The organism is Myroides phaeus (assembly GCF_900099675.1).
GTDB lineage: Bacteria > Bacteroidota > Bacteroidia > Flavobacteriales > Flavobacteriaceae > Flavobacterium > Flavobacterium phaeum.
In genome coordinates, this window is sequence record NZ_FNDQ01000002.1 from 163,733 (window position 1) to 177,133 (window position 13,401).

8 protein-coding genes are annotated in these 13,401 nt (G+C 35.1%); 6 read left to right on the forward strand and 2 right to left on the reverse strand.

What is annotated here, in order from left to right:
- Positions 1-23: 23 nt before the first annotated feature.
- The 4 genes from rplL to BLT46_RS01735 all read left to right on the forward strand — a co-directional run bounded on the left by rplL (position 24) and on the right by BLT46_RS01735 (position 9,010).
- Positions 24-392, forward strand: a complete 369-nt coding sequence (gene rplL, locus BLT46_RS01720; protein ID WP_090405223.1) for a 50S ribosomal protein L7/L12 — start codon at positions 24-26, stop codon at positions 390-392.
- A 128-nt stretch (positions 393-520) separates the two neighbouring features.
- Entirely contained in the window at positions 521-4,333 is a 3,813-nt protein-coding gene (rpoB, locus tag BLT46_RS01725) for a DNA-directed RNA polymerase subunit beta (RefSeq protein ID WP_090405226.1), read from the forward strand.
- 69 nt (positions 4,334-4,402) lie between these two features.
- A complete protein-coding gene (gene rpoC / locus BLT46_RS01730) occupies positions 4,403-8,698 on the forward strand; it encodes a DNA-directed RNA polymerase subunit beta' (RefSeq protein ID WP_090405229.1) in 4,296 nt (1,431 codons plus the stop codon).
- A gap of 3 nt (positions 8,699-8,701) precedes the next feature.
- Positions 8,702-9,010, forward strand: coding sequence for a DUF3467 domain-containing protein (locus BLT46_RS01735; protein ID WP_090405232.1), 309 nt, complete (start codon positions 8,702-8,704; stop codon positions 9,008-9,010).
- Between the two features lie 178 nt (positions 9,011-9,188).
- Here BLT46_RS01735 and BLT46_RS01740 read toward each other — a convergent pair whose 3' ends face one another.
- Both BLT46_RS01740 and BLT46_RS01745 read right to left on the reverse strand, forming a co-directional pair.
- Positions 9,189-9,566, reverse strand: a complete 378-nt coding sequence (locus tag BLT46_RS01740; protein ID WP_090405237.1) for a hypothetical protein — start codon at positions 9,564-9,566, stop codon at positions 9,189-9,191.
- Position 9,567: 1 nt separating this feature from the next.
- Entirely contained in the window at positions 9,568-10,158 is a 591-nt protein-coding gene (locus tag BLT46_RS01745) for a superoxide dismutase (protein WP_090405240.1), read from the reverse strand.
- A gap of 452 nt (positions 10,159-10,610) precedes the next feature.
- Between BLT46_RS01745 and pdhA the strand changes: the two genes are divergently transcribed.
- Together pdhA and BLT46_RS01755 are read left to right on the forward strand one after the other, a co-directional pair.
- Positions 10,611-11,609, forward strand: coding sequence for a pyruvate dehydrogenase (acetyl-transferring) E1 component subunit alpha (pdhA, locus tag BLT46_RS01750; RefSeq protein WP_090405243.1), 999 nt, complete (start codon positions 10,611-10,613; stop codon positions 11,607-11,609).
- Positions 11,610-11,618: 9 nt separating this feature from the next.
- Complete coding sequence (locus BLT46_RS01755) at positions 11,619-13,259, forward strand: pyruvate dehydrogenase complex dihydrolipoamide acetyltransferase (protein ID WP_090405248.1); 1,641 nt, start codon at positions 11,619-11,621, stop codon at positions 13,257-13,259.
- The last annotated feature ends 142 nt before the right edge of the window (positions 13,260-13,401 follow it).

The following is a 13,401-nucleotide window of genomic DNA, read 5'->3' on the forward strand; positions in this document are numbered from 1 at the left end:
ACAAATCATTAAAAGATAGAAAAATGGCAGATTTGAAACAATTCGCAGAACAATTAGTTAACTTAACAGTTAAAGAAGTTAACGAATTAGCAACTATATTAAAAGACGAGTACGGAATCGAACCAGCTGCTGCTGCTGTAGTAGTTGCAGGTGGAGCTGAAGGTGGTGCTGCTGAAGAGCAAACTGAATTCACAGTTGTATTAAAAGAGGCTGGTGCTTCTAAATTAGCTGTAGTTAAAGCTGTTAAAGAATTAACAGGTTTAGGATTAAAAGAAGCTAAAGATATCGTTGACTCAACTCCAGCAAACATCAAAGAAGGTGTTTCTAAAGATGAGGCAGAAGGTCTTAAAAAATCATTGGAAGAAGCAGGAGCTGTTGTTGAGCTTAAATAAGCTTTTTTCAAATAATATTTTAGGTTTAGGTCTTGGGATGCGTCCCAAAGGCCTAAACCATTTTGCGTCTAATATATTTTGGACGCAAAATTCTATTTAAATTCTTAATCAAAATTTTTTGTCCATTGATGATCACAAATCAGACTGAAAGATTAAATTTTGCCTCTACAAAGAACATTCCGGCTTATCCAGATTTTTTGGATATTCAGGTAAAGTCTTTTAAAGATTTCTTTCAATTAGAAACTAAATCTGAAGAGAGAGGTAAGGAAGGTTTATACAATACCTTCATGGAGAACTTCCCGATCACTGATACAAGAAACCAGTTCGTATTGGAGTTCCTTGATTACTTTGTTGATCCTCCTCGTTATTCAATCGAAGAATGTATTGATAGAGGACTGACTTATAGCGTTCCGTTAAAGGCTCGTTTGAAGTTATACTGTACTGATCCTGAACATGAAGATTTTGAAACTATAGTTCAAGATGTCTATTTAGGAACAATACCGTATATGGCTCCAAGCGGTACTTTCGTAATCAATGGTGCTGAGCGAGTTGTTGTGTCACAGTTACACCGTTCACCTGGTGTTTTCTTTGGACAGTCATTCCATGCAAATGGAACTAAGTTATATTCGGCGAGAGTAATTCCTTTTAAAGGATCATGGATTGAGTTTGCTACCGATATTAATAGCGTGATGTATGCTTATATCGATAGAAAGAAAAAATTACCTGTTACAACATTATTCCGTGCAATTGGATTCGAAAGAGACAAGGATATCCTAGAGATTTTTGACCTTGCAGAGGAAGTTAAAGTATCAAAAACAGGTCTTAAAAAATACATTGGACGAAGACTGGCAGCACGTGTGTTAAACACTTGGCATGAAGACTTCGTTGATGAGGACACTGGAGAGGTTGTGTCAATTGAGAGAAATGAGATTGTTTTAGACCGTGATACAGTCCTAGATAAAGACAATGTCGAAGAAATCATTGATGCTAACGTTAAAACTGTTCTTTTACATAAAGAAGACAATAATCAGGCAGATTATGCCATCATACATAATACATTACAGAAGGACCCTACTAACTCTGAAAAAGAGGCAGTAGAGCACATCTACCGTCAATTGCGTAATGCAGAACCGCCTGATGAGGAGACTGCACGTGGTATTATTGATAAATTGTTCTTCTCTGATCAACGTTACAATCTAGGTGAAGTTGGTCGTTATAGAATGAACAAGAAATTAAATCTTGATACACCAATTGACAAACAAGTTTTAACAAAAGAGGATATTATCACTATTGTTAAGTATTTGATTGAATTGATTAATTCAAAAGCTGAGATTGATGATATTGACCACTTATCAAACCGTCGTGTTAGAACAGTAGGTGAACAATTATCTGCTCAGTTTGGTGTTGGTTTAGCTCGTATGGCAAGAACAATTCGTGAGCGTATGAACGTACGTGATAACGAGGTGTTTACTCCAATCGACTTAATTAATGCTAAGACTTTATCGTCAGTTATTAATTCATTTTTTGGAACTAATCAGTTATCTCAGTTCATGGACCAAACGAATCCATTGGCAGAGATTACACACAAACGTCGTTTATCAGCTTTAGGACCTGGAGGTTTATCTAGAGAAAGAGCAGGTTTCGAGGTGCGTGACGTTCACTACACTCACTACGGACGCTTATGTCCTATTGAGACACCAGAGGGACCAAACATTGGTTTGATTTCGTCGTTAGCTGTTTATGCTAAAGTAAATAATATGGGATTCATCGAGACTCCTTACCGTCCTGTTGTAAACGGACAAGTGGATATCATAAATGATCCTATATATTTAAGTGCTGAAGAAGAGGAAGGTAAATTAATTGCACAAGCTAACGTACCTGTAGACGCAGTTGGTAATATGACTGACGAGCGTGTAGTTGTTAAAGAGGAAGGGGATTTCCCAGTAGTTGAACCGAAAGATATTCACTATACTGACGTTGCTCCTAACCAAATTGCTTCTATTTCTGCATCTTTGATTCCTTTCTTAGAGCATGATGATGCCAACCGCGCATTGATGGGATCTAACATGATGCGTCAAGCAGTTCCTTTATTACGTCCTGAATCTCCAATTGTAGGTACGGGATTAGAAAGACAAGTGGCTTCTGATTCACGTGTTTTAATTAACGCTGAAGGAGAAGGTACTGTTGAGTATGTTGATGCTCAAAAAATCATTATTAAGTATGATCGTACTGATGAAGAACGTCTAATTAGTTTTGATCCAGATGAGAAAACATACAACTTAATTAAGTTTAGAAAAACTAACCAAAGTACAAGTATCAACTTGAAACCAATCGTAAGAAGAGGTGATAGAGTTACTAAAGGTCAAGTGCTTTGTGAAGGTTATGCTACTCAATTAGGAGAGTTAGCTTTAGGACGTAACTTGAAAGTGGCGTTTATGCCATGGAAAGGGTACAACTTCGAGGATGCTATCGTAATTTCTGAGAAAGTAGTACGTGAAGATATTTTTACATCTATTCATATTGATGATTATACATTAGAGGTTAGAGATACTAAATTAGGTAATGAAGAGTTAACTAATGATATCCCTAACGTTAGTGAGGAGGCAACAAAAGACTTAGATGAAAACGGTATGATTCGTATCGGTGCTGAAGTAAAACCTGGTGATATTTTAATTGGTAAGATTACTCCTAAAGGAGAATCAGATCCAACTCCAGAAGAGAAATTACTTCGCGCAATCTTTGGTGATAAAGCTGGAGACGTTAAAGATGCTTCATTAAAAGCTTCACCATCTTTAAGAGGTGTAGTTTTAGATAAGAAATTGTTCGCAAGAGCAGTAAAAGATAAACGTAAACGTTCTAAAGATAAAGACGAGTTGGCTTTATTAGAGACTAAGTTTGAAGTTAAATTCAACGAGTTAAAAGAGCGTTTAGTTGAAAAATTATTCTTCATCGTGAATGGTAAAACATCTCAAGGTGTATTGAATGATTTAGGAGAGGAAATTTTACCAAAAGGTAAGAAATTCACTCAAAAAATGTTATATGCTGTTGATGACTTCGCTCATTTAACAAAAGGACAATGGACAACTGATGAGGATACTAATGGTATGATCACAGACTTGATTCACAACTACAAAATCAAATTGAACGATCTTCAAGGAGTTCTTAGAAGAGAGAAATTTATGATTACTGTAGGAGATGAGTTACCATCAGGAATTTTAAAATTAGCAAAAGTTTATATAGCTAAGAAACGTAAATTACGTGTAGGTGATAAAATGGCAGGACGTCACGGTAACAAAGGTATCGTAGCGAGAATCGTTAGAGACGAGGACATGCCATTCTTAGAAGATGGAACACCAGTTGATATTGTGTTGAATCCACTTGGGGTACCTTCTCGTATGAACATCGGTCAGATTTATGAAACAGTATTAGGATGGGCTGGACAAAAACTTGGTAAAAAGTTTGCGACACCTATTTTTGATGGTGCTGAATTAGATCAGATTAATGCGCTTACAGATGAGGCAGGAATTCCTCGTTTTGGACACACTTATCTATATGATGGTGGTACAGGAGAAAGATTCCACCAGAGAGCAACAGTTGGTGTTATCTACATGCTGAAATTAGGACACATGGTTGATGATAAGATGCACGCACGTTCTATTGGTCCTTACTCATTGATTACGCAACAACCATTAGGAGGTAAGGCTCAGTTTGGTGGTCAGCGTTTTGGAGAGATGGAGGTATGGGCTTTAGAAGCATACGGAGCATCAAGTACACTACGTGAAATCTTGACGGTAAAATCGGATGACGTTATTGGTAGAGCGAAAACTTACGAAGCAATCGTTAAAGGAGAAACTATGCCAGAGCCAGGATTACCTGAATCATTCAATGTATTGATGCATGAATTAAAAGGTCTTGGATTAGACATCAGATTAGAAGAATAAACTAAGATTATAGGGTAAGCAGTTAACGCTGCTTACTCTTTATCATACACTTTAACAAGTAAGTTTACCATGAATAAAAATAAAGAGAAAAATACCGTAAAAAGGTTTAATAAAATCTCAATAGGTTTAGCTTCTCCAGAATCTATTCTAGCAGAATCGAGAGGTGAGGTTTTGAAACCTGAAACAATTAACTATCGTACTCATAAACCAGAACGTGATGGTCTTTTCTGTGAACGTATTTTCGGTCCTGTAAAAGATTATGAGTGTGCTTGTGGTAAGTATAAAAGAATCCGTTACAAGGGGATCGTATGTGACCGTTGTGGGGTTGAAGTTACTGAGAAGAAAGTACGTAGAGATAGAGTTGGTCACATCAATTTAGTTGTGCCTATTGCTCACATTTGGTACTTCCGTTCTTTACCTAACAAAATTGGTTATATCTTAGGACTTCCGTCTAAGAAATTAGATATGATTATTTACTATGAACGTTATGTAGTTATTCAAGCTGGTATAGCTAAGAACGTTGATGGTGAACCTTTAAATCGTTTAGATTTCTTAACTGAAGAGGAGTATTTGAATATCTGCGATACTCTTCCAATGGAAAATCAATATTTAGATGATACAGATCCTAATAAATTTATCGCCAAAATGGGTGCTGAATGTATTATGGATTTATTAGCAACTACTGACTTAGATAAGTTATCTTACACTTTACGTCATGCTGCTAATAATGAAACATCTAAACAAAGAAAAACTGAAGCGTTAAAACGTCTTCAAGTTGTAGAGTCTTTCCGTGAGTCTAATTTAAACCGCGAGAATAGACCTGAGTGGATGATCTTGAAAGTAATTCCTGTTATTCCACCAGAATTACGTCCATTAGTTCCATTGGATGGTGGTCGTTTTGCTACTTCTGATTTGAATGATTTATATCGTCGTGTAATCATTAGAAACAACCGTTTAAAACGTTTAATGGAGATCAAAGCTCCTGAAGTAATTTTACGTAATGAAAAACGTATGCTTCAAGAAGCTGTAGATTCATTATTTGACAACACAAGAAAATCTTCTGCTGTTAAAACTGAATCTAACCGTCCTTTGAAATCTCTTTCTGATTCATTGAAAGGTAAACAAGGTCGTTTCCGTCAAAACTTATTAGGTAAACGTGTTGACTATTCTGCTCGTTCGGTAATTGTTGTTGGACCAGAATTGAAATTATACGAATGCGGATTGCCAAAAGATATGGCAGCTGAATTATACAAACCTTTCGTTATTCGTAAGTTGATCGAAAGAGGAATTGTTAAGACAGTAAAATCTGCTAAGAAAATTATAGATAAGAAAGAACCAGTTGTTTGGGATATCTTAGAAAACGTGATTAAAGGACACCCGGTATTATTAAACCGTGCTCCTACGTTACACAGATTGGGTATTCAAGCTTTCCAACCTAAGTTAATCGAAGGTAAAGCTATTCAATTACACCCATTAGTGTGTACGGCATTCAACGCCGATTTCGATGGTGACCAGATGGCAGTTCACTTACCTCTTGGACCAGAAGCAATCCTTGAGTCTCAATTATTGATGTTAGCTTCTCACAATATCTTGAACCCTGCCAATGGTGCACCTATTACTGTACCGTCTCAGGATATGGTTCTTGGATTATATTACATGACTAAGTTACGTAAGAGTACTCCAGAAGAAATTGTGTTAGGTGAAGGATTGACTTTTTACTCTGTAGAGGAAGTACATATTGCAATTAACGAAGGTAAATTAGAATTAAATGCTGGTGTTAAAGTTCGTGCAAAAGACTATAATGAAGCAGGTGAATTAGTTTACCAAATCATAGAAACAACTGCAGGTAGAATTTTATTTAACGAAGTTGTACCAGAAGTTGCAGGTTATATTAATGAGGTATTGACTAAAAAATCTTTAAGAGATATTATTGGTCGTATTCTTAGTATTACTGATGTACCAACAACTGCTGCGTTCTTGGATGATATTAAGAGCATGGGATACGGTTATGCATTCCGTGGTGGATTATCATTCAGTTTAGGGGATATTATTATTCCTCCACGTAAGCAAGAGTTGATTGATGATGCTAACCAACAAGTAGATCATATTACTATGAACTATAACATGGGGCTTATCACTAACAACGAGCGTTACAATCAGGTTATTGATGTTTGGACTTCTACAAACGCAATGTTAACTGAATTAGCGATGAAGAACATTCGTGAAGATAAACAAGGATTTAACTCAGTATACATGATGTTGGATTCTGGAGCGAGGGGTTCTAAAGAGCAGATTCGTCAGTTAACTGGTATGCGTGGTTTGATGGCTAAACCTAAAAAATCTACTGCTGGTGGTGGTGAAATTATTGAGAATCCAATTCTTTCTAACTTTAAAGAAGGTCTTTCGATTTTAGAGTATTTCATTTCTACTCACGGTGCTCGTAAAGGTCTTGCGGATACGGCGTTAAAAACAGCGGATGCTGGATACTTAACTCGTCGTCTACATGACGTTGCACAGGATGTAATTGTTAATTCAGTTGACTGTGGTACTTTAAGAGGAATTGATGTTAAGCCACTTAAGAAAAATGAAGAGGTTATCGAATCATTAGGGGAAAGAGTTTTAGGACGTGTTGCTCTTAATGCTGTAGTTAATCCTTTAAATTCTGAGGTGATTGTTGATGCTGGTGAAGAAATTACTGAGGCTATCGCAAAAGCTATTAACGCTGCTCCAATTGAGTCTGTTGAAGTTAGATCTCCACTTACTTGTGAAGCTAAAGTTGGAATCTGTGCTAAATGTTACGGACGTAACTTAGCAACTGCAAGAATGGTTCAAAGAGGTGAAGCTGTAGGGGTTATTGCTGCTCAGTCTATTGGTGAGCCTGGTACACAGTTAACATTAAGAACATTCCACGTAGGGGGTACTGCTGGTAATATTTCTGAAACATCAAGTATTAAAGCTAAGTTTAAAGGTCGTCTTGAAATGGAAGACTTAAAAACTGTAGCAGGTGAGGATAATGAAGGAAATGCAATTAATATTGTAATTTCTCGTTCTACTGAAGCTAAATTATACGATGCTAACACTGGAATTTTATTAACTACTAATAACATCCCTTATGGTTCTACTATTTACGTTAAAGATGGTGACGTTGTTGAAAACGATACTGTAATCTGTAAATGGGATCCTTATAATGGTGTGATTGTTTCTGAGTTTACTGGTAAAGTTGCTTATGAAGATATCGAACAAGGACAAACGTTCATGGTTGAGATCGATGAGCAAACAGGATTCCAAGAAAAAGTTATTACTGAATCAAGAAACAAAAAATTAATTCCTACTTTATTAATTTATGGTAAAGATGGTGAGTTAATACGTTCATACAACTTGCCTGTAGGTTCTCACTTAATGGTAAATGATGGAGATAAAATTAAAGCTGGTAAAGTTTTAGTTAAGATTCCTCGTCATACATCAAAAGCAGGGGATATTACTGGAGGTTTACCTAGAATTACTGAGTTGTTAGAGGCTCGTAATCCTTCAAACCCAGCTGTAGTATCTGAAATTGATGGTGTAGTATCATTTGGTAAGATCAAAAGAGGTAACAGAGAGATCATTGTTGAATCTAAAACAGGAGATGTTAGAAAATACTTAGTTAAGTTATCTAACCAAATCTTAGTTCAAGAGAATGACTATGTGAAAGCTGGTTTACCATTATCAGACGGAGCTATTACTCCAGACGATATTTTAAGAATTCAAGGACCATCTGCTGTTCAACAGTATTTAGTAAATGAGATTCAAGAAGTATACCGTCTTCAAGGGGTAAAAATTAGTGATAAACACTTTGAAGTGGTTATCCGTCAAATGATGCGTAAAGTTAAAATCCAAGATCCAGGAGATACATTATTCTTAGAAGATCAATTAGTTCACGCAGGTGACTTTATCCAAGAGAATGATAGATTGTACGGAATGAAGGTTGTAGTTGACGCTGGAGAATCTGATAACCTTGTAGAAGGACAGATTGTTACAACGAGAGAATTACGTGATGAAAACTCTTTATTGAAACGTGAGGATAAAAACTTAGTAGTAACGCGTGATGTTATGCCTGCTACTGGTACTCCAATGCTTCAAGGTATTACAAGAGCATCATTACAAACTAAATCGTTCATCTCTGCTGCATCGTTCCAGGAAACAACTAAGGTGTTAAACGAAGCTGCTGTTGCAGGTAAAGTAGATGGCTTAAGTGGATTGAAGGAGAACGTTATTGTTGGTCATAGAATTCCTGCTGGTACAGGGATGCGCTCTTATGAAAGCATCGTTGTAAGTAGTTTGGAAGACGATGGTTTTTTAGATAAAGAAAACGAATTAAATTTCTAAGAAATGAATGAGGAACAGAATCAATTCAATATTGAATTGGATGAAGTAACTGCTGAAGGTACTTTTTCAAATTTGGCTATTATTAATCATTCAAACACTGAGTTTGTAGTTGATTTTGTGAATATCATGCCAGGTGTGCCTAAGGCAAAAGTGAAGTCGAGAATCATTTTGACGCCAGAGCATGCTAAAAGGTTATTAACAGCATTGCAAGATAATATTCAACGTTTCGAGGCGAATAATGGAGAGATAAAGGATGTGGATTCATCACCGAGTTTATCAACTATTAATTTTGGTCCCAAAGGACAGGCTTAATTGTTAAGATATAAAGAAAAAGGTCTACTAGAAATAGTAGACCTTTTTTTATTTAGTAAGAGTATAAAATAATAAAATAATACTGATGGTTGTAAGCTAATAGACTTAGTTTTATTATGGCTTTCGTAAAATTAAGAAAGGAATATACCTTTGCTTTCTATTGGCTTGAGGTCTCTTACTATTTTCTTACTTCTAAAATTATTTGTTTGAACAGCTCGTCAATTTTTAATTGTATTATCATATTGGTAGGCAAGTATTGCATCAAAATAGAAAGTGTTTTTAAAGCTTTTGATAAAATATCTTTTTCTTTATTATATTGTTTACTTTCTCTGTATAGTTTAGCTAAACTTATACAAGTAATTACATAGCAATCACAGAAGGGAATGTTTTTAGTTAGGCAATTCCAGATATTAGATTGTAGTATCTCTGCTCTAATTAATGCTTCTGTATAGGTGTTGATAGCATTTAGATGTTGTCCTTCATTGACTAATTGTATAGCTTTTTGTGTTTTATTTTTCCAACTATTTTCGATTAATACTAAACATTCTGCACTCATGTTATTCTATGTTTTGTGATACAAAGTTCCAATTAACGTGATTCCAGAATTGCTCAATAAATTTAGGTCTTGCATTTCGGTGATCTATATAGTATGCGTGTTCCCAGACATCTATAGTTAATAATGGTTTTTTATTGAATATAATCGGTGTGTCTGCATTGCTTAAAGAGAGAATTTCTAGTTTTCTTTCCGGTGTTAATACTAACCAAGTCCATCCTGCACCAAATAGTTTGGTTGCTGTGTTACTAAACTCTTCTTTGAAAGCTTCTAAAGATCCAAAATCTCTTAGTAGTAGTTCTAACATTTGTTTAGATGGTATCTGCGTAGAATTAGGAGTGATACAATTCCAAAAAAAACTATGATTATAGTGTTGAGCGGCGTTATTGTATATTGCCATTTGCTTTTTAATATAAGCTTCTTTTATTATAGTATCTAGGTCATAACTTTCCCATTCAGAATTTTCTATTAGTTTGTTTAAGTTCGTAATATATGTTTGGTGATGTTTTCCATAGTGGTAATCAAAACCCTCTTCAGTGATGAAATTTTTAAAGGCGTCTTTCGAATAATTTAATGTTGGTAAATTGAATTTCATTGTCTTGTTTATTTTAATTAGTTGTGTAAAAATATAATTTTAGATTAAGCTAAAAAAATAATAATCAATAAATATTTTTTTAACCTGCATTAGTCTAAGTTATAATTGCTGTATTGAGAGGTGGAGGTAAAATTTAAATTGCTTTTTTAGAAGTGTAAATAGTATTTGACAAAATTGGTTTTAGGCTAAGTGTATTATTGACTAAGTACGAGTGATGTTAGTGGATAAAAGACTATTTATAGTTTTCGTTTTAAGTGTTTTTTGCATGTGTTTATGTTTTAAATATAATATTTTCTTAAAAAAAGTTTAACTATTGCTATCGATTCCAAAATATTTCAAATAAATTTTCCATTGTAAAGTAGATGTACTACTTTTGCTATTCCACAGTATTGTGGAGAATTGAGAAAGTCTGTATTTTGAGCGGAAAAGCCGCTTACGAAAAGTAAAGTCATATGAAAGAAATTACAAAAGAAGTTTATCTAAAATGGTATGAAGACATGCTATTTTGGAGAAAGTTTGAAGACAAGCTAGCCGCTTTATATATTCAACAAAAAGTAAGAGGTTTCTTGCATTTATATAACGGACAAGAGGCTGTCTTGGCAGGAGCTTTACACGCAATGGATTTGTCGAAAGACAAAATGATTACAGCATACAGAAACCACGTTCAACCAATTGGTTTAGGTGTGGATCCAAAAAGAATTATGGCTGAGTTATTAGGAAAAGGAACTGGAACATCTCAAGGTTTAGGTGGATCTATGCACATTTTTTCTAAAGAACATAATTTTTACGGAGGACACGGAATCGTTGGAGGACAAATTCCTTTAGGAGCAGGTCTTGCATTTGCTGACAAATATTTTGATAGAAAAGCTGTTACAATGTGTTACTTCGGTGATGGTGCGGCACGTCAAGGTTCATTACATGAAACATTTAACATGGCAATGAATTGGAAACTTCCTGTTGTGTTTGTTATCGAAAATAATGGATATGCAATGGGTACTTCTGTTGAGCGTACTGCAAATCATACTGATATTTGGAAACTTGGTTTAGGGTATGAAATGCCTTCAGGTCCAGTTGATGGTATGAATCCAGTTAAGGTTGCTGAAGCAATGTACGAAGCTATTGAAAGAGCACGTCGTGGAGATGGTCCAACATTGTTAGAAATGAAAACTTATAGATATAGAGGACACTCTATGTCAGATGCTCAACACTACCGTACAAAAGAGGAAGTTGAAGAATACAAAAAAATAGACCCAATTACTCAAGTTTTAGATATAATTAGAGAGAAAGGGTTCGCAACAGAGGCAGAGATAGAGGCTATGGATCAGAGAGTAAAAGAATACGTTTTAGAATGTGAGCGTTTTGCTGAAGAATCTCCATATCCAGAGAAAAATGTTATGTATGATGTAGTATACGAACAAGAGAATTATCCTTTTTTACCTCATAGATTATAAAAAAAAGTTATGGCAGAAGTAATTACAATGCCACGCTTAAGCGACACTATGACAGAAGGTGTTGTGGCTGCATGGTTAAAAAAAGTTGGAGATAAGATTTCTGAAGGAGATATCTTAGCAGAAATTGAAACAGATAAAGCAACAATGGAATTCGAATCATTTTACGAAGGAACATTGTTGTATATCGGATTACAAGAAGGAGAGTCTGCTCCAGTAGATTCATTACTTGCTATTATTGGTAATGAAGGAGAAGATATTTCATCTTTAGTAAATGGAGGTGCTAAAACTGAAATGACAGAAGAAAAAGTAATCGCTCAAGAAGAAGTTAAAGTTGCAGCTCCTGCTCCAAAAGTAGCAATGCCAGCAGGTGTTAAGATTGTAACTATGCCTCGTTTGAGTGATACTATGACTGATGGTACAGTTGCGTCTTGGATCAAAAAAGTTGGAGATAAAGTAGAAGAAGGTGATATTCTTGCTGAAATTGAAACAGATAAAGCAACAATGGAATTTGAGGCATTTGAGTCTGGAATTTTATTGTATGTTGGAATTCAAGAAGGTGAGACTGCTCCTGTAGATAGTGTATTAGCTATTTTAGGACCAGAAGGTACTGATGTTTCTGCTGTACTTAATAATATTAATAATGGTGTTGCTTCTGAAGCAGCTCCAGCACAAGAGGCTTCAACTGTTGTTGAGTCTGTTAAAGAGGAAGTAGCTGCTGCTCCAGTTGTTGAATCAATAACTACTTCTGGTAGAATTTTTGTTTCGCCTTTAGCTAAGAAAATTGCTGAAGAAAAAGGTGTTAACTTAAATGAAGTTAAAGGTTCGGGAGAGAATGGACGTATCATCAAGAGAGATGTTGAGAATTTTGTTCCGGATGCAAAAGTTGCTGCTCCTGCTCAAAATGTACAAGCTCCTGCTGCAAAAGCTGAAGTAAAAACAGAAGTGAAAACTTTTGTTCCTGCTGGTGAGGTTAGTGTAGAAGAAGTTAAAAACTCTCAAATGCGTAAAACTATTGCTCGTCGTTTAGGTGAGTCTAAGTTTACTGCTCCTCATTACTATTTAACTATTGAGATTGATATGGATAATGCTATGGCATCTCGTAAAATTATCAATGATTTACCTGATACAAAAGTATCATTTAATGATATGGTAGTTAAAGCGTGTGCAATGGCTTTGCGTAAACACCCTCAAGTAAATACACAATGGAGAGAAGACGCAACAGTTTATAACCACCATATTGCTATTGGTGTTGCTGTAGCTGTAGAAGATGGTCTTGTTGTTCCTGTATTACCTTTTACAGATCAAATGTCATTAACGTCTATTGGAGGAAAAGTAAAAGAATTAGCTGTAAAAGCTAAGACTAAAAAACTGACTCCTGCTGAAATGGATGGAAGTACATTTACTGTATCTAATTTAGGTATGTTTGGAGTTCAATCATTTACTTCTATTATTAATCAACCTAACTCTGCTATTTTATCAGTTGGTGCAATTATTGAAAAACCAGTTGTTAAAAACGGACAAATTGTTGTTGGTAATACTATGACTGTAACTTTAGCTTGTGATCATAGAACAGTAGATGGTGCAACAGGTGCACAATTCTTACAAACATTAAGAAGTTATATTGAGAATCCAGTTACAATGTTGGCATAATCAATATTATAAATATTACTAAAAGCTCATTTCATACGAAATGGGCTTTTTTGTTTTATAGATTTCGTCTTTTTACGCGTTTTCAACTTGAATTGTTTTCTTAAGTTAAAGTGCTTTTTGTATTTTTGATAAAAATATTTTA